Annotated in this window: 14 protein-coding genes; 4 read left to right on the top strand and 10 right to left on the bottom strand. The window is 63.1% G+C overall.

From position 1 onward, the window contains the following. Positions 1-43 precede the first annotated feature (43 nt). The 10 genes from P4826_RS17305 to P4826_RS17260 all read right to left on the bottom strand — a co-directional run bounded on the left by P4826_RS17305 (position 44) and on the right by P4826_RS17260 (position 12,175). On the bottom strand, positions 44-1,495 hold the full coding sequence (locus P4826_RS17305; protein WP_317701592.1) for a high affinity choline transporter 1: 1,452 nt from the start codon (positions 1,493-1,495) through the stop codon (positions 44-46). Between the two features lie 38 nt (positions 1,496-1,533). Continuing rightward, positions 1,534-3,099 (bottom strand): ubiquinone biosynthesis regulatory protein kinase UbiB, encoded by a 1,566-nt coding sequence (ubiB, locus tag P4826_RS17300; RefSeq protein WP_317701591.1) that lies wholly within the window; start codon positions 3,097-3,099, stop codon positions 1,534-1,536. Continuing rightward, positions 3,096-3,653, bottom strand: a complete 558-nt coding sequence (locus P4826_RS17295; protein WP_317701590.1) for a hypothetical protein — start codon at positions 3,651-3,653, stop codon at positions 3,096-3,098. The genes ubiB and P4826_RS17295 overlap by 4 nt, the downstream gene beginning before the upstream one ends. 58 nt (positions 3,654-3,711) lie before the next feature. Beyond that, positions 3,712-4,701: a Tim44 domain-containing protein gene (locus tag P4826_RS17290; protein ID WP_317701589.1), complete on the bottom strand. Its 990-nt coding sequence runs from the start codon at positions 4,699-4,701 to the stop codon at positions 3,712-3,714. Positions 4,702-4,746: 45 nt separating this feature from the next. Beyond that, positions 4,747-5,478 (bottom strand): bifunctional demethylmenaquinone methyltransferase/2-methoxy-6-polyprenyl-1,4-benzoquinol methylase UbiE, encoded by a 732-nt coding sequence (gene ubiE / locus P4826_RS17285; protein ID WP_317701588.1) that lies wholly within the window; start codon positions 5,476-5,478, stop codon positions 4,747-4,749. A 135-nt stretch (positions 5,479-5,613) separates the two neighbouring features. Then, on the bottom strand, positions 5,614-6,030 hold the full coding sequence (locus P4826_RS17280) for a gamma-butyrobetaine hydroxylase family protein (RefSeq protein ID WP_317701587.1): 417 nt from the start codon (positions 6,028-6,030) through the stop codon (positions 5,614-5,616). A 25-nt stretch (positions 6,031-6,055) separates the two neighbouring features. Further along, a complete protein-coding gene (locus P4826_RS17275) occupies positions 6,056-6,499 on the bottom strand; it encodes an HIT family protein (protein WP_317701586.1) in 444 nt (147 codons plus the stop codon). Beyond that, positions 6,496-10,455, bottom strand: a complete 3,960-nt coding sequence (locus tag P4826_RS17270) for an FAD/FMN-binding oxidoreductase (RefSeq protein WP_317701585.1) — start codon at positions 10,453-10,455, stop codon at positions 6,496-6,498. Before P4826_RS17270 ends, P4826_RS17275 begins: the two co-directional genes overlap by 4 nt. 192 nt (positions 10,456-10,647) lie before the next feature. After that, positions 10,648-11,877, bottom strand: a complete 1,230-nt coding sequence (serA, locus tag P4826_RS17265) for a phosphoglycerate dehydrogenase (RefSeq protein WP_317701584.1) — start codon at positions 11,875-11,877, stop codon at positions 10,648-10,650. Positions 11,878-11,932: 55 nt separating this feature from the next. Next, entirely contained in the window at positions 11,933-12,175 is a 243-nt protein-coding gene (locus P4826_RS17260; RefSeq protein ID WP_317701583.1) for a hypothetical protein, read from the bottom strand. A gap of 28 nt (positions 12,176-12,203) precedes the next feature. Between P4826_RS17260 and ugpB the strand changes: the two genes are divergently transcribed. From ugpB to P4826_RS17240, 4 genes are all read left to right on the top strand, one after another. Continuing rightward, the gene (ugpB, locus tag P4826_RS17255; protein ID WP_317701582.1) at positions 12,204-13,517 is read left to right on the top strand and encodes a sn-glycerol-3-phosphate ABC transporter substrate-binding protein UgpB; all 1,314 of its coding nucleotides are present in this window, start codon (positions 12,204-12,206) and stop codon (positions 13,515-13,517) included. Between the two features lie 167 nt (positions 13,518-13,684). Continuing rightward, positions 13,685-14,566 carry a sn-glycerol-3-phosphate ABC transporter permease UgpA gene (ugpA, locus tag P4826_RS17250; protein ID WP_317701581.1) on the top strand — a complete coding sequence of 294 codons (882 nt, stop codon included), beginning with the start codon at positions 13,685-13,687 and terminating at the stop codon, positions 14,564-14,566. A gap of 1 nt (position 14,567) precedes the next feature. Then, a complete protein-coding gene (gene ugpE, locus P4826_RS17245; protein WP_317701580.1) occupies positions 14,568-15,416 on the top strand; it encodes a sn-glycerol-3-phosphate ABC transporter permease UgpE in 849 nt (282 codons plus the stop codon). A 106-nt stretch (positions 15,417-15,522) separates the two neighbouring features. Then, positions 15,523-17,097: a sulfatase-like hydrolase/transferase gene (locus P4826_RS17240; RefSeq protein WP_317701579.1), complete on the top strand. Its 1,575-nt coding sequence runs from the start codon at positions 15,523-15,525 to the stop codon at positions 17,095-17,097. Positions 17,098-17,251: the final 154 nt, after the last annotated feature.

The following is a 17,251-nucleotide window of genomic DNA, read 5'->3' as shown; positions in this document are numbered from 1 at the left end:
GCTTTTGATTATAGGTAGGCGCGCAGCAGACAGCCGGCGCGCCCTACTCCACCCCCACCACCCGGTGGTGCGGCGCGCGCGTATTGCGCACCATCTGCGGCGCCAGCGAGCCAGCCACCATGCCGAACACCGCGGACAACAGGCCGGCCAGCTGCTGCGGAAAGGCCTCGTGCAGCGCGGGCGTGAGCATGAACACCACCCACACGCCAATGCCCAGCACCACGGCGCAGACTGCGCCCTGGGTGTTGGCACGCTTCCAGTACAGGCCGAACACCAGCGGGACAAAGGCGCCCACCAGCGGCACCTGGTAGGCGCTGGACACCAGCTCATAAATCGGCGTGCCCTCCATCTTGATGGAGTAGACCAGCACGCCAGCGGCAAACACCAGCACGCTGATGCGCATGGTGAGCAGCTTTTCGCGGTCGCTGATGTGCTCGGGGCGGAACTGGCGCCAGATGTTCTCGGTAAACGTCACGCTGGGCGCCAGCAGCGTGGCCGAGGCGCAGGACTTGATGGCCGAGAGCAGCGCGCCGAAGAACAGTACCTGCATGACCAGCGGCATGCGCGTCATGACCAGGGTGGGCAGCACCTTTTGCGGATCCTCCTGCAGCAGCTCGGCGGCCTGCTCGGGCATGATGAGCAGGGCGCTGGCCACCAGGAACATGGGCACGAAGGCGAACAGGATGTAGGCCGAGCCACCGATCACCGTGCCATGCGTGGCGGCCTTTTCGGTGTTGGCCGACATCACGCGCTGAAACACGTCCTGCTGCGGAATCGAGCCCAGCATCATGGTGATGGCCGCGCCAAAGAAAAACAGCATCTCATGCCAGGTGGGCTCGGGCCAGAAGCGCAGCATGTCGCGGCTGGTGATCAGATCCACCACCTTGCCGGCGCCGCCGGCCATGTCGGCAGCAAACCAGGACAGGATCACCAGGCCCAGCACCAGGATGATCATCTGGATGAAGTCCGTGACGGCCACCGACCACATGCCGCCCCAGAGGGTATAGACCAGAATGGACAGCACGCCTATGGTCATGCCCCAGGGAATGCTGAGCGAGCCACCCGAGAGCAGGTTGAACACCAGCCCCAGCGCCGTGACCTGGGCCGACACCCAGCCCAGGTAGCTGAGCATGATGATCAGCGAGCAGATGATCTCCACCACCCGGCCATAGCGCTCGCGGTAATAGTCGCTGATGGTCAGCAGCGTCATGCGGTAGAGCTTGGCCGCGAAGAACAGGCCCACCAGGATCAGGCACATGCCGGCGCCGAACGGATCCTCGACCACGGCATTCAACCCGCCCTGGATGAACTTGGCGGGCACGCCCAGCACGATCTCCGAACCGAACCACGTGGCAAACGTGGTGGTGATGATCATGTACATGGGCAGGTTGCGCCCGGCAATCGCGAAGTCGGCCGTGTTCTTCACCCGCTGTGCGGCCCACAGGCCGATGCCGATGGTGACGAACAGGTAGGCAATCACCATGAAGATCAACACGTTGAAGCTCCTGGAGGAAAAAATGGATGGGGAGTGGTTCAGAAAAGGTGTACGCGCACCACCAGCTGCATCGCCAGCAGGCCGAGCACAAAGCCCAGGGCGCCGTAGATGATGCCTTGCAGCAGCCGGTTGGTGCGCTGCTGCGCGGCCAGCAGCGCCTGCAGGTCGGCGCGGCTGTCATGCGGGCGCTGGCGCAGATAGTCGTGCAGCAGACGCGGCAGGTCGGGCAGGATCTTGGCGTAATGCGGCGCCTCGGCCTTGAGCTCGCGCCACAGGCGCTGCGGGCCCAGCTGGTCGAGCATCCACTTCTCCAGGAAGGGCTTGGCCGTGCTCCACAAGTCCAGGTCGGGGTCGAGCTGGCGGCCCAGGCCCTCGATGTTGAGCAGGGTTTTCTGCAGCAGCACCAGCTGCGGCTGGATCTCCACCTGGAAGCGCCGCGAGGTCTGGAACAGGCGCAATAGCACCATGCCCAGCGAGATCTCCTTCAGCGGGCGGTCGAAATACGGTTCGCACACGGTGCGTATCGCCGCCTCCAGCTCGTTCACGCGCGTGCTCGCAGGCACCCAGCCGCTTTCGATGTGCAGCTCGGCCACGCGCTTGTAATCGCGCCTGAAGAAGGCCGTGAAGTTCTGCGCCAGGTATTCCTTGTCGAACTCGGTGAGCGTGCCGACGATGCCGAAATCGAGCGAGATATAGCGGCCAAAGCTGCTGCCATCCAGGCTGACCTGGATGTTGCCCGGGTGCATGTCGGCGTGGAAGAAGCCGTCGCGGAACACCTGGGTGAAGAAGATGGTCACGCCGTCGCGTGCCAGTTTTGGGATATCGACACCGGCGGCGCGCAGGCGATCAACCTGGCTGATGGGCACGCCATTCATGCGCTCCATCACGGCCACGTCGGCATGGCAGAAATCCCAAAAAATCTCGGGGATGAGCACCAGGTCCAGCCCCTCCATGTTGCGCCGCAGCTGGGCGGCATTGGCCGCCTCGCGCACCAGGTCCAGCTCGTCGTGCAGGTAGTTGTCGAACTCGGCCACCACCTCGCGGGGCTTGAGGCGCTTGCCGTCGGCCGACAGGCTCTCCACCCAGCCGGCCATCATGCGCATCAGCGCCAGATCCTTGTCGATCACCGGCAGCATGTTGGGGCGCAGCACCTTCACGGCCACGTCGCGCTCGCGCCCATCGCGGTCGCGGATCACCGCGAAATGCACCTGGGCGATGGAGGCGCTGGCCACGGGCTCGCGCTCGAAGGACACAAAGATTTCGCCCAGGGGGCGCCGAAAGGCGCGCTCTATGGTGGCAATGGCAATGTCGGGATCGAATGGCGGCACGCGATCCTGCAGCAGCGCCAGTTCGTCGGCGATGTCGGGGGGCATCAGGTCGCGCCGGGTGGACAGCACCTGGCCGAACTTGACGAAGATCGGCCCCAGGCTCTCCAGCGCCTCGCGCAGGCGCTGGCCGCGCGGGGCGTCCAAGCTGCGGCCTATGGTGATGATGCGCGTGAGCGCGCGCAGCCACGGGTGCTGGAAGCTGGACAGCACCAGCTCATCGAGCCCATAGCGCAACACCACCCAGACGATGCTGATGCCGCGAAAAAAACGACTCATAGACGCATGCGATCCGAAGCACCGGCGCCCTGGCCCATGCGAGCGCCGACGAAGCCGCGCAGCGCCCCGGCAGCGCGTTGCGCGACGGCGGCGAGCGCGCGCGCCGGCGCGTCGCCAATGACGCGCGCCAGGTCTTCCTCCACGTCCCAGCGCACATGATCGACCAGCCAGTTGATGTCGGCTGCCAGTTGCACGTCACCGTCGATGCGAATGGCGGGCTTGTCGCCACGCAGCGCACCCTTGGCCAGCGACAGCGGGGAGCTGTCGGACACCTCCACGCGCAGATCAGGCACCACGCCCAGCGGCGCCAGATCCAGCAGCCCCGCCGGGGTGACCTGCAGCGCCATGGTGAAGACTCGCCATTGCACCAGCGCCACCCGGCCGCGCTGGCGCGTCAGGCGCTCCATGGCCTCTCTTTCCTGCATCAGCACATGGTTCAAAAACAGCACCAGGCGGTGCTGCAGCTCATGCACCAGCCAGGCGGGCGGCTGCGGGCCGGCCAGGACGCGCTGGAGTAGCCCGTCCAGAAACGAAAAAGGGGACTGTGTTGCCATAGCCCCCGATTATCTGATCATTCGGCGCCGCGGCTTGATTGCCGCCAGCGCCGGCTGCTTATTGCAAGGCCTGCAGGCCCGCCACCAGCCAGCCGCTGGTGCCGCTCTTGGGCTTGGTCATGTTCCAGACCTCGCGAAACGGGCTGGGGCCAGCCGAGGGCTCCTCGCGGATCATGCCGGAGAACTCCACGCTGGCCATGTAGGCATCGCCCAGATCCTCGATGCCCAGCAGCTGCGCCTCCAGGATCACCACTTCGGTGTGGTTCGGGTGCTCGCCAGCGCGCTGTGCCTCGCGCTCGGCGAGCTGGGCACGGATCTCGTCGAGCATGCCGTCGGTCATCATGGAGCGCAGCGTGGCGATGTCCGACCTGTCCCAGGCGGCCTGCAGCGTGGTGAAGTTGCGCTTGGCCGCAGCCAGGAAACCCTCGGCATCAAAGTCGGCCGGCACGCCCCAGTTCTGCGAACCCGCCAGGGCCGAACCGATCATGCTGCCGCCGCCCTGCTGCGGGCTGGCCGAGAACTGCTCCCAGGGACGCGCCGAGGCGTCGTTGCCGACCTTCTCGGGGTTGTACTGGCGCGGCATCTGCACGTCGACAGGTGCTGGTGCGCCCGCGCCCTGGAAGGCAAAGGGCGAGCTGGCGGCCTGGCTGGCTGCGGGCTTGCGCGCACGCATCACCATGCCGATCACAACCATGACCACCAGCGCCAGCAGGGCGATCAGCAGGAAGTTGCCAAAGGCCGCCCCCAGGCCCAGCGAGTTGGCGAGCCAGGCCAGGCCCAAGCCCGCGGCCAGGCCGCCCAGCATGGCGCCCCAGGGCTTCTTGGGTGCCGCGGCAGCGGCGTTGGGCGCGGCCGCCGGCTTGGGCGCCGCGCTATTGGCGGCGTTTTGCTGCATGGGGGCGGCAGGCGCGGCGGGAGGCGCGGCCTCGCGCTGCGTCACATTGCTGGACTGCTTGCCGATGGACTTGCCACCGCCCATGCGGCGCGCGTCGGCATCCAGGTGCACGACCGACAGCATGGCGACCAGGATGACGGACCACAATTTCATGGCGTTACTCCAAAGTGTTGATAGTTATCAAGTATCGATTGTGCATCAGCATTTAATTCCGACATGCAACGCGGCAATACCCCCGGTCATGTTGTGATAATCCACATGGCCAAAGCCACTTTGTTGCATCAGGGCCTTGAGCTCATCCTGGCCCGGGTGCATGCGGATCGACTCGGCCAGATAGCGGTAGCTGGAGTCATCGCCCGCCACCAGCTTGCCCAGGCGCGGCAGCACCTGGAAGGAGTACCAGTCGTAGGCCTTGGCCAAAGGCTGGGCCACCTTGGAAAACTCCAGCACCAGCAGGCGCCCGCGGGGTTTCAGCACGCGGCACATTTCCTTGAGCGCCTCATCCTTGTGCGTCATGTTGCGCAGGCCAAAGGCCACGCTGACCAGGTCGAAATGGTTGTCCGGGAACGGCAGGGCCTCGGCGTCGCAGACCAGCGTGGGCAGCACCACGCCGAGGTTGATGAGGCGGTCGCGCCCCACGTTCAGCATGGCCTCGTTGATGTCGGTGTGCACCACTGTGCCCGTGCTGCCGACCTTCCTGGAAAACGCCAGCGACAGGTCGCCCGTGCCGCCCGCGATGTCCAGCACCTGATCGCCCTCGCGCAGGTTGGCGACCATCACCGTGTAGGCCTTCCAGGCGCGGTGCAGGCCGGCGGACATCAGGTCGTTCATCAGGTCGTACCTGGGCGCGACCGAGTCGAACACGCCGCGCACATGGCGCGCCTTGTCTTTCTCGTCAACCGTTTCAAATCCGAAATGCGTGGTACTCATATAGCGATGCATCCTAGGGGCGCACGCGCCCGGCGTACAGCGACAACCCCGCGTCCGCCCAGGGCATGTGTCGCAAAAAAGAAAATGCTTACCGCGCTTACAGGTAAAGCGCCAGCAGCTATGACGAAGATAGCATCAATGGCTGGAGCAACCCGATTTCTGCCCCTTTGGCGCCATCGGCGCATCCCTATCCAGTCCCGCGTCCCGCAGGCGCTGCAGGTAGCGCTGCCAAAGCGCATCCTGATCGCGCCCCAGCTCATACAGATAGGCCCAGGTGTAGATGCCGCTGTTGTGCCCGTCGGAGAAGCTCGGCTGTATGGCGTAGTTGCCCACGGGCTGCAAGTCCACCAGCGTCACGTCGTGCTTGCCGGTCTGCAGCACCTCCTGGCCCGGGCCATGGCCCATAACCTCGGCGGAGGGCGAGCACACCCGCAGCAGCTCCAGCGGAATGCGAAACCGCGCGCCATCGGAGAAGGCCAGCTCCAGTGCACGCGATTTTTCGTGCAGGGTGATGGATTCGGGAGTGGGGGTGCTGGGGGTCAGGCCGGCCATGGGTTACCTCTGAAATTTCACCGCATCAATCGTCGGAGCGCGTGCCGGTCCAGGCGCCAAGCCGCGCACGCATTGCCGCCTCCAGTGCCACCTGGCGCAGGCGCAGCTCATCCTCGCGCGCCGCTTCGCGCGCGCGCTGGGCGCCGGCCCACACCGGCGCGGGAAAGTGGCTGTCCCAGTCAAAGCGCGCGATCACATGCCAGTGCAGGTGCGGCACGACGTTGCCCAGCGCCGCCAGGTTGATCTTGGTGGGCTGCAGTTGCTCGCGCAGGGTCTGCTCGACCAGGGCCACGGCCTGCATGCAGTGCGCGCGCTCGGCCGCGCTCAGGTCGGAAAACTCGGCCACATGCGTGTTCCAGATCACACGGTAGAAGGCCGGAAAGCCGGCCTCGTCGGCGCGGATCACGCGCAGCTTGTCGCCGCGCCAGACGAGCTGGCCGCCGTCGCTGTCGCACAGCACGCAACTCATACAAGAACCCGCTCAATGCCGCCGGCGTTGGCCCGCGCCACGTACTCGGGCAGCCAGTTTTCGCCCAGGATTTGTTTGGCCATCTCGATGACGATGTAGTCGGCTTCCAGCAGGCCCGTGGACAGGTCATTCTCGTAGCGCGAGATGCCCTGCAGGCAGCTGGGGCAGCTGGTCAGGATCTTCACGTTGTCCTGCGCGCCCACCGCACCGCTGCTGCGCAAGGCGGCCTCGCCCTTCCTGATTTCTTCGGTCTTTCTGAAGCGCACCTGGGTCGAGATGTCGGGGCGCGAGACGCCCAGCGTGCCCGATTCGCCGCAGCAGCGCTCGCTCTTGAGCACCTTGTCGCCCACCAGCGCACGCACGGTGGCCATGGAATCGCCCTGCTTCATCGGGTTGTGGCAGGGCTCGTGGTACAGGTATGCCCTGCCCTTTTGGCTACCGCCTACGGCGTCCGCCGAAAGGGAATTACCTAAGGTAATTCCCTTTTCCAGCAGGTATTCGTGGATGTCGACGATGCGGCTGCCGGGGAAGATTTTGTCGAATTCGTAGCCCTGCAGCTGGTCGTAGCAGGTGCCACACGACACGACCACGGTCTTGATGTCCAGGTAGTTCAGCGTGGTGGCCACGCGGTGGAACAGCACGCGGTTGTCGGTGATCATCTTCTCGGCCTTGTCCTGCAGGCCGTTGCCGCGCTGCGGGTAGCCGCAGCACAGGTAACCGGGTGGCAGCACCGTTTGCACGCCGGCGTGCCAGAGCATTGCCTGCGTCGCCAGGCCGACCTGGCTGAACAATCTTTCCGACCCGCAACCGGGGAAGTAGAACACCGCCTCGCTGTCGGCGCTGGTCTGCGGGTTGCGGATGATGGGGACGTAGTCCTTGTCCTGGATGTCCAGCAGCGCGCGCGCCGTCTTGGTCGGCAGGCCGCCGGGCAGCTTCTTGTTGACGAAGTGGATCACCTGCTCCTTGATCGGCGCCGTGCCCACCGTGGCCGGCGGGCGCGCGGTCTGGGGCTTGGCGACGGCCTTCATCACGTCGACGGCCAGGCGCTGCGCCGGAAAGCCGACGTTCACCATGCCGGCGCGCAGCACGTTGATGGTCGTCGGGCTGGTGGCGTTGAGCATGGCCATGGCCAGCTTGTTGCCCGGGCGCCAGCTCTTTTTGTCCATCTTCACCAGCAGGTTGCGCATGGCCATGGTGACGTCGCCAAAGTCGATCTTCACCGGGCAGGGGTTGAAGCACTTGTGGCAGATGGTGCAGTGGTCGGCCACATCTTCAAACTCCTGCCAGTGGTGGCTGGAGACGCCGCGCCTGGTCTGCTCCTCGTACAAAAACGCCTCGGCCAGCAGCGAGGTGGCCAGGATCTTGTTGCGCGGGCTGTAGAGCAGGTTGGCGCGCGGCACATGGGTGGCGCACACCGGCTTGCACTTGCCGCAGCGCAGGCAGTCCTTGACGCTGGCGACGATGGCGCCAATGTCGCTCTGCTGCATGATCAGCGACTCGTAGCCCATCAGGCCAAAGCTGGGCGTATAGGCGTTGGTCAGGTCGGCGTAGCGCAGCGAGGTGCGCGAGCGTTTTTGGGCAATATCGGCGCTTTGCCCTTGTGGGTATTGCGCAAGCAGCTCCTGATTACGTAGCAATTTGCCCCAGTTGAAGCGCCCTTCGGGGTCGACGCGGCGCTTGTACTCGGCAAACGGCGCCAGCTCCTCCGGCGTGAGGAACTCCAGTTTCGTGATGCCTATGCCATGCTCGCCAGAGATCACGCCATCCAGGCTGCGCGCCAGCTGCATGATGCGCGCCACGGCCTGGTGCGCGGTCTGCAGCATCTCGTAGTCGTCGCTGTTGACCGGTATGTTGGTGTGCACATTACCGTCGCCGGCATGCATGTGCAGCGCCACCCAGACGCGGCCCTTGAGCACGCGCTGGTGGATGGCGATGGTCTCTTTGACGATGGGCTCGAAGGCGGCGCCGGTGAAGATCTCGGCCAGCGGCTTTTGCAGCTGGCTCTTCCAGCTGGCGCGCAAGGAATGGTCCTGCAGCTGCGGGAACAGCGCCTCGACACCATCGAGCCAGCCCTGCCAGAGCGCGCGCACCTCGGCCACCAGCGCTTGCGCCTGGGCCACGCGGTCGCCCAGCATGACGTCGGCGCCAATGCCCTGGGCGTCGCCCTGCTGGCTCAAGGGCAGGTCGCCGCGGGCCAGGAAGTCCCGCAGCGCGTCGCACAGCGCCAGCTTGTTGCGCAAGCTGAGTTCGATGTTGATGCGCTCAATGCCGTCGGTGTACTCGGCCATGCGCGGCAGCGGAATGACCACGTCCTCGTTGATCTTGAAGGCGTTGGTGTGCTTGGAGATCGCCGCCGTGCGCTTGCGATCGAGCCAGAACTTCTTGCGCGCCTCGCTGCTCACGGCCGTGAAACCCTCGCCGTCGCGCGAGTTGGCGATGCGCACCACCTCGGCGGCCGCGCGCGCCACGGCGTCCTGGTCGTCACCGACGATGTCGCCGATCAACACCATCTTCGGCAGCTTGCCGCCGCCCTTCTTGGATTTCGTCGCGTAGCCCACGGCCTTCAAGTAGCGGTCGTCCAGATGCTCAAGCCCCGCCAGCAAGACACCGCTGCGCTTTTGCTCGGCAAACATGAAGTCCTTGATCTCGACGATGCTGGGCACGGCCAGCTTGGCCGAGCCGAAGAACTCCAGGCACACGGTGCGCGTGTGCGCCGGCATGCGGTGCACGATCCAGCGCGCGCTGGTGATCAGGCCGTCCGTGCCCTCTTTCTGCACACCCGGCAGGCCGCTGAGGAACTTGTCCGTCACGTCCTTGCCCAGGCCCTCCTTGCGAAAGGTCTTGCCCGGGATGTCCAGGCGCTCGGTGCGGATGGCAGTCTTGCCGTCGGCCTCAAAGTAGGCCAATTCAAAGCTGGCAACCTCCACGTCGTGGATCTTGCCCAGGTTGTGATTGATGCGCGTGACTTCGAGCCACTGTGCATCCGGCGTGACCATGCGCCAGCTCGCCAGGTTGTCCAGCGCCGTGCCCCAGAGCACGGCCTTTTTGCCGCCGGCGTTCATGGCGATGTTGCCGCCTATGCACGATGCCTCGATGGACGTGGGATCGACGGCGAACACATAGCCGCCGCGTTCGGCCGCATCGGCCACGCGCTGCGTGACCACGCCGGCCTCGCTCCAGACCGTGGCGACTTCCGTGTCCAGCCCGGGGAGCTTGCGCATCTCCACCTCGCTCATGGCTTCGAGCTTTTCGGTGTTGATGACGGCGCTGCGCCAGGTCAGCGGAATGGCGCCGCCGGTGTAGCCGGTGCCGCCGCCGCGCGGGATGATGGTCAGCTCCAGCGCTATGCAGGCGGCCACCAGGGCGGCCATCTCGGCCTCGGTGTCGGGCGTGAGCACGACGAAGGGGAACTCCACGCGCCAGTCGGTCGCGTCGGTCACATGGCTCACGCGCGAGAGGCCATCGAACTTGATGTTGTCGCGCGCCGTGTGCCTGCCCAGGCGCTTTGCCACGCTCTTGCGCAGGGCCGTCACCTCGACCAGCGTGGCGTCGAACTCGGTGATGGCGCGGTTCGCCGCCTGCACCAGCAGGCCGACGCGGCGGTCGCGCCCGGCATCCTCCTGTGGCGTACGGCGTTTTTCGATCTCGCCCATGCGGTGCTGCATGGCGTCCACCAGCATCTTGCGACGCTGAGGGTTGGCGATCAGGTCGTCCTGCAGGTAGGGGTTGCGCTGCACCGCCCAGATATCGCCCAGCACCTCGTAGAGCATGCGCGCCGAGCGGCCAGTGCGGCGCTCGCGGCGCAGCTGGTCGAGCACGCCCCAGGCCTCGGCACCGAGCAGGCGGATGACAATCTCGCGATCGGAAAAACTGGTGTAGTTGTACGGAATCTCGCGCAGGCGCACGGGCTCTGTGCCAGCCGCCAGCAGCGCTGCGTGCGCTATCGGTGCATTCATGGGGTCAACCTGGGTTGGGCGCGGCGCGCCCTCATGCCTCGGGGCCGGGAATTCTATGCCACGGCTCCCAGGGACGCGCCCCGCCGCCGAGTGCCACTACGGCGCAGCAGGATGTCCCAGGTTGAATACAAGCAAAAACAGCCGCTAGCGCTTATGCACCAAGCGCTGAAAGCTATATTTATAGAAGCAACCTCAGAACAGCACGCGGCAACGCAGCGTGCCATCCACCTGGGCCAGCTTTTCCAGCGCCTGCACGGACGAGGCCGCGTCCAGGTCGATCACCACATAGCCCAGCTTGTCGCTGGTCTGCAGGTACTGCGCGGCGATGTTGATGTGCAGCTGTGCAAACACCTGGTTGATGGCCGACAGCACGCCCGGCTGGTTGCGGTGGATGTGCAGGATGCGGTGCTTGCCCGGGTGCGCGGGCAGCGCCACCTCGGGAAAGTTGACCGATGTGGTGCTGGTGCCGTTGTCGCTGTAGCGGACGAGCTTTTCCGCCACCTCCAGGCCGATGTTGGCCTGCGCCTCCTGCGTGGAGCCGCCCACATGGGGCGTGATGATGACGTTATCCAGCCCGCGCAGCGGCGACTGGAACTCGTCCTTGTTGCTCCTGGGCTCGACCGGGAACACGTCCACCGCCGCGCCCAGCAGCTTCTTGTCCTTGAGCGCCTGGGCCAGCGGCTCTATCTCGACCACCGTGCCGCGCGAGGCGTTGATGAGGATGGCGCCGGGCTTCATGGCCGCGATCTGCGCCGCGCCCATCATCCACTGCGTGGAGGGCAGCTCGGGCACATGCAGGCTGACGATGTCGGCGCGCCCGAGCAGATCGGCAAGGCCCGCCGCCTGGCGCGCATTGCCCAGCGGCAGCTTGTTCACCACGTCGTGAAAGATGACCTGCATGCCCAGGCTCTCGGCCAGCACCGACAGCTGCGAGCCGATGGCGCCGTAGCCGACGATACCCAGGATCTTGCCGCGCGCCTCGAAGGCGTTGTCGGCGCTCTTGAGCCAGCCGCCGCGGTGCGCCACGGCGTTCTTCTCGGGTACGCCGCGCAGCAGCAGGATGGCCTCGGCCAGCACCAGCTCGGCCACCGATCGGGTGTTGGAATACGGCGCGTTGAACACCGCAATGCCGCGCTCGCGCGCCGCGTCCAGATCGACCTGGTTGGTGCCTATGCAGAAGCAGCCAATGGCCACCAGCTTGTGCGCCTGCGCCAGCACCTCGGCCGTGAGCTGCGTGCGCGAGCGTATGCCGATGAAGTGCACGTCGGCGATCTTCTTGCGCAGCTCTTCGCCCTCCAGCGCGCCGGGCAGCAGCTCGATCTGGCTGTAGCCGGCGGCGCGCAGCACCTGCACGGCACTCTCGTGCACGCCTTCGAGCAGCAGAAACTTGATCTTGCTTTTATCCAGGGAGGTCTTGGGCATAGCTTGGCAATCCAGGTGGGCGCCTGCGGCGCGGTGGGTCAAAGAAGAAGAAAATTCAGCAACGCCGTTCATTGTGCAGCGCACAAATCCTTGCCGACATCCGGGAAATGGCATATCCCTGCTCGCGATAGCGCCATAAACCGCGCCAAAACGCGCAGATTCGCACACAAAGCATCACGCCAATGTCACAATTTGACCGTTCCGCCGGCTGGCGGGTTTCCCCGGTTGTTGCCGCATTTTCAGCATGCGACAACGACACCGTGTTGTCATGAAGCGGCCACACCATGGCGGGCTTCATGTCTGTCGTCCATCAACGAGGAGTATTTATGCAGTTCAAGCAACTGGCCCTGGCCGCGTCCCTGCTCGCCACCGGCCTGGCCGCGCAGGCCCAGACCGAGATCCAGTGGTGGCATTCCATGACCGCCGTGAACAACGAGTGGGTCAACGACCTGGCCCGGGACTTCAACGCCAGCCAGAAGGACTACAAGGTGGTGCCCACCTTCAAGGGCAGTTATGACGAGAGCATGACCGCCGCCATTGCCGCCTTCCGCTCGGGCAATGCGCCGCATATCCTGCAGGTGTTCGAGGTGGGCACGGCCACCATGATGGCCAGCAAGGGCGCCACCGTGCCCGTGGCCAAGGTAATGAAGGACGCCGGCGCGGACTTCAACCCGGCCGGCTACATCCCGGCCGTGGCCGCCTATTACACGGCGCCCGACGGGCAGATGCTGAGCTTTCCGTTCAACAGCTCGACCACCATCTTTTATTACAACAAGGACGCCTTCAAGAAGGCCGGCCTGAACGCCGACAAGGCCCCCGCCACCTGGCCCGAGGTGTTCGAGGCCGCCAAGAAGCTCAAGGCCAGCGGCCACAGCTGCCCCATGACGCTGGCCTGGAACGGCTGGACCCAGCTCGAATCCTTCTCCGCCTGGCACAACGTGGAATTTGCCACCGAGAGGAACGGCCTGTCGGCCAACGGCTACAAGGCCCGCATGAAGATCAACTCGCCGTTGCATGTGCGCCATATCGACAACCTGGCGCAGGCCGCCAAGGCCGGCGAGTATGTCTACAAGGGCCGTGGCTCGGCGGCCCAGGCATCCTTCACGGCCGGCGAATGCGCCATGATCCAGACGTCCTCGGGCTACTACGGCGACGTGGCCAAGAACGCCAAGTTCAACTACGGCCTGGCCCCCATGCCCTACTACCCCGATGTCAAGGGCGCGCCGCAGAACACCGTCATCGGCGGCGCCTCGCTGTGGGTCATGTCGGGCAAGAAGGCCTCTGAATACAAGGGCGTGGCCAAGTTCTTCGAATTCCTGTCGCAGACCAAGGTACAGGCCGCCAGCCACCAGCGCACCGGCTACCTGCCGATCACCATGGCGGCGTTCGAGCTGACCGACAAGTCCGGCTTCTACCAAAAGAACCCCGGCACCGACGTGGCCGTGAACCAGATGATCCGCAAGGTGACCGACAACTCGCGCGGCATACGCCTGGGCAACTATGTGCAGATCCGCACCATCGAGGACGAGGAACTGGAGCAGGTCTGGTCCGGCAAGAAGACCGCCAAGGAGGCGCTGGACGCCATCGTCAGCCGTGGCAACGAGCTGCTGGCGCGCTTTGAGAAGTCGTACAAGAAGTAAGCCTAGCGCTTCGCCCTCCCCCTACCGGGAGGGTTTGAAGAAAATTGGCCGCTAGCCCTTATAAATAAAGCGCAAGCAGCTATAAAAATATGAGTATTTCACAACCCTATCGCCAGCGCCCCGCCACCGCGGGTGCTGGTTTTTTTCCTGGGTGATGCGCCATGGCCATGGAAAAACGCGTTCTCTTCCGCTCCGCCTGGCTGCCCTGGGTGTTGATCGCCCCGCAGCTGGCCATCATCGGCATCTTCTTCTTTTTGCCCGCGGGCCAGGCCGTGCTGCAGTCCTTCCAGGTGGAGGACGCCTTCGGCATGAGCCGCGAGTGGGTGGGGCTGGAGAACTTCCGCCAACTCTGGGACAACCCGGACTACCTGGGCTCCTTCCAGCGCACGGCGCTGTTTTCGGTGCTGGTGGCGGGCATTGGCATCGTGGTGTCGCTGGCGCTGGCCATCTTCGCCGACCGCATCGTGCGCTTTGCCATGGTCTACAAGACCCTGCTCATCGTGCCCTACGCCGTGGCGCCAGTGATTGCCGGCGTGCTGTGGGTGTTCCTGTTCTCGCCCTCGATCGGCGTGGTGACCTACTACCTGGGCAAGCTGGGCTATGGCTGGAACCACCTGATGAACGAGAACCAGGCCATGGCGCTGATCGTGCTGGCCTCGGTGTGGAAGCAGATCTCGTACAACTTTCTGTTCTTTCTGGCGGGCCTGCAGTCGATACCCAAGGCCCTGATCGAGGCCGCCTCCATCGACGGCGCCGGCCCCTGGCGGCGCTTCTGGAACATCCAGCTGCCGCTGTTGTCGCCCACCACCTTCTTCCTGCTGGTGATCAACATCGTCTACGCCTTTTTCGACACCTTCGGCATCATCGACGCCGCCACCCAGGGCGGGCCGGGGCAGTCCACCTCCATCCTGGTCTACAAGGTCTATCTGGACGGCTTCAAGGCGCTGGATCTGGGCGGCTCGGCCGCGCAGTCGGTGGTGCTGATGGCCATCGTCGTGGTGCTGACGGTGATCCAGTTCCGCTACGTGGAAAAGAAAGTGCAGTACTGACATGGTTGACCGCAATCCCTGGCTGACTTTCCTGTCCCACGCCGTGCTCATCCTGGGCGTGGCCATCGTCGCCTTTCCGCTCTACCTGGCGCTCATCGCCAGTACGCACCAGGCCGAGACCATCGTGCAATCACCCATGCCGCTCTTGCCAGGCAGCCACATGTGGGAGAACTACCGCGACGCGCTGCTGGGCTCGGGCAAGCTGGGCTCCAACACCAACGTGGTGCGCATGATGTGGGTGAGCTTCGTCGTGGCCATCATCATCACGGTGGGCAAGATCGCCATCTCGCTCTTGTCGGCGTTTGCCATCGTCTACTTCCGCTTCCCGTTCAAGATGGCCTGCTTCTGGGCGATCTTTTTGACGCTGATGCTGCCCGTCGAGGTACGCATATTGCCCACCTACAAGGTGGTGGCGGATCTGGGCCTTTTGAACAGCTACGCCGGCCTGAGCCTGCCCCTGATCGCCTCGGCCACGGCCACTTTTTTGTTCCGCCAGTTCTTCCTCACCGTGCCCGACGAGCTGGTCGAGGCGGCGCGCATCGACGGCGCCGGGCCCATGCGCTTCTTCAAGGACATCCTGGTGCCGCTGTCGCGCACCTCGATCGCGGCGCTGTTCGTGATCCAGTTCATCTACGGCTGGAACCAGTACCTGTGGCCGCTGCTCATGACCACCAGCGAGGACATGTACCCCGTGGTGATAGGCATCAAGCGCATGCTCGCCGGCGGCGAGGCCGCCGTGGACTGGAACATCGTCATGGCCACCGCCATACTGGCCATGCTGCCGCCGACGCTGGTGGTGATCCTGATGCAGAAATGGTTCGTCAAGGGCCTGGTGGATACAGAAAAATAAGCCCCACGCCCACCGTGTTGCATATTGGCGCCTACCGCTTCTTTTCTATTTCAACAAAAAAAACGCACCCACACATAACATCACAGCCAGAAAAAACCGCATTGAAATGATTAACAAAAAAAAACCATGGATCAAGGCTAGATGGATAGGCGTTGCCCTGCTGCTGTTTGCCACGGGGTATCTAACACTCAATTATCGAATTCTCGTGGTCGGCGTCCTGTACCGATGGGCCGCGGATGATCAGTTCAATGCGATTTGGAATCTTGTCTCCTATGCCAGCCAAGGTCTGTTGTTATTTCTTGTCATTGGAAGCATCTCAGGCTGGGCATTTCGGAGTGTGCTGCTGCTCGTATTTATTTCCGGCACCGTTAATCTGGTTTATCAAAGCATCCTGTACGACCTGATTAACCTATCAACATTTCAATGGATGCTAGCGGAATCACGACAATCCCTTTCCGCCCTCAAGGAATTTTATAAGGATTTTATTTGGGGCGTAACCAGAGCGGGCATTGCAGTTGGTCTTTTCACGCTTACCAGAAAGGCAATAAAATACGCAGTATTTAGCAAGATGGCGCCACATCCAGAAAATGCCCCGATCTTGACAATAGTAGTGCTCATGATATTTCTGGCGGCTGATCCAGCACTAAAAGCATTGGGCAGAGATCGCGGCGCCGAAATGAATGTCTACGGCATGGCATATCAGACCATGACTGAGGAAATTCCAAATAGAATGCCGGCATCTGTAAAACCGGATTTCAAGCCATCCGCGAACAAAATCATCTGGTTAATTGATGAGAGTATTTCGTGGCGATACTATGATGAAATGTTCCGATCGGAGTGGGTGTCCAGGTGGGGTGGGATAGACTTTGGCGAGGCGCGCTCCTTAGGTAACTGCAGCGCCCAAAGCAATGCCGCCTTGCGCTGGGGCGTGAATGTAAGCAAGCTGAATGCCTCGACAGACCTCAGAACCAACAGTACGGTGTGGGCATATGCCAAGCAGGCGGGATTTCGGACGATCCTGATGGATGGGCAGGTACATGGGAATCCACAAAACTATCTCTGGCCGCCTGAGAAAAGGCTGATTGACGAGGTGGTGCCCATGGCCGCAGGACTGGACTCAGACCTAAAGATTGCCCGCCGGCTGAACGGACTGCTCAAGGCCGATGGACGGCACTTTGCGTACATTGTTCTAAAGGGGGCGCACTATCAGTACTTCTCCAACTACCCGGATGGAAATCTAGACCGGAGCTTACCGATTGAAGAGCAATACCGAAAGGCATTGAGGTATTCAAAAGGAAATTTCCTCAATGAACTACTAGACGGCGTTAACATGCGCAATGTGGTGATTTTTTACACATCAGATCATGGCCAGCACCTAGGAAATGGCGTTATTCCCCATTGCAACAACAAACCTCATCCGGAGGAGTTGTCCGTGCCACTTATTCTATTTACCGACCCAGATCTTAGAAACCAATTTCAGAGAAATGACGGCGAAATCCGATCGCACAGCCAGATATTTCCGACCACTCTTCTGCTGATGGGCTACGCGGCCGAGTACGCATCGCGGGAATACGACAATCCTTTGCCGACCACCTCAAAGCGTATTGTTCGCTTCGGAAAACGGATCTTTCCCAGCACCAACGCAGATTCAATAGAATTCTTTTTTGATGATTCAAACTAGTGCCAAACCGGCCTGGATTTTTCACCTCCAATTTATTGCAAGGCACAACCCTCAAATTCAAGACGTAAATTTGTATTACGCCGAATATATTCACGCACGATTTCAAAAATTTCACCAATTCAGTACAAGAGAAACGTCAACCAAAATTCACGAA

Origin of the sequence: Diaphorobacter limosus, assembly GCF_033100095.1 — a bacterium.
GTDB classification, from domain to species: Bacteria; Pseudomonadota; Gammaproteobacteria; order Burkholderiales; family Burkholderiaceae_C; genus Alicycliphilus; species Alicycliphilus limosus.
Note: the sequence above shows the minus strand (reverse complement) of the source record. Positions and strands in the feature narration are given on the sequence as shown.

Excerpts from the sequence above, each read along its gene's own strand:
- ugpA (WP_317701581.1), top strand. The coding sequence starts at position 13,685 with ATGGAAAAACGCGTTCTCTTCCGCTCCGCCTGGCTGCCCTGGGTGTTG.
- ubiE (WP_317701588.1), bottom strand. The coding sequence starts at position 5,478 with ATGAGTACCACGCATTTCGGATTTGAAACGGTTGACGAGAAAGACAAG.
- P4826_RS17240 (WP_317701579.1), top strand. The coding sequence starts at position 15,523 with ATGATTAACAAAAAAAAACCATGGATCAAGGCTAGATGGATAGGCGTT.
- serA (WP_317701584.1), bottom strand. The coding sequence starts at position 11,877 with ATGCCCAAGACCTCCCTGGATAAAAGCAAGATCAAGTTTCTGCTGCTC.
- P4826_RS17295 (WP_317701590.1), bottom strand. The coding sequence starts at position 3,653 with ATGGCAACACAGTCCCCTTTTTCGTTTCTGGACGGGCTACTCCAGCGC.
- ugpE (WP_317701580.1), top strand. The coding sequence starts at position 14,568 with ATGGTTGACCGCAATCCCTGGCTGACTTTCCTGTCCCACGCCGTGCTC.
- P4826_RS17260 (WP_317701583.1), bottom strand. The coding sequence starts at position 12,175 with ATGAAGCCCGCCATGGTGTGGCCGCTTCATGACAACACGGTGTCGTTG.
- P4826_RS17280 (WP_317701587.1), bottom strand. The coding sequence starts at position 6,030 with ATGGCCGGCCTGACCCCCAGCACCCCCACTCCCGAATCCATCACCCTG.
- P4826_RS17270 (WP_317701585.1), bottom strand. The coding sequence starts at position 10,455 with ATGAATGCACCGATAGCGCACGCAGCGCTGCTGGCGGCTGGCACAGAG.
- ugpB (WP_317701582.1), top strand. The coding sequence starts at position 12,204 with ATGCAGTTCAAGCAACTGGCCCTGGCCGCGTCCCTGCTCGCCACCGGC.
- P4826_RS17290 (WP_317701589.1), bottom strand. The coding sequence starts at position 4,701 with ATGAAATTGTGGTCCGTCATCCTGGTCGCCATGCTGTCGGTCGTGCAC.
- ubiB (WP_317701591.1), bottom strand. The coding sequence starts at position 3,099 with ATGAGTCGTTTTTTTCGCGGCATCAGCATCGTCTGGGTGGTGTTGCGC.
- P4826_RS17275 (WP_317701586.1), bottom strand. The coding sequence starts at position 6,499 with ATGAGTTGCGTGCTGTGCGACAGCGACGGCGGCCAGCTCGTCTGGCGC.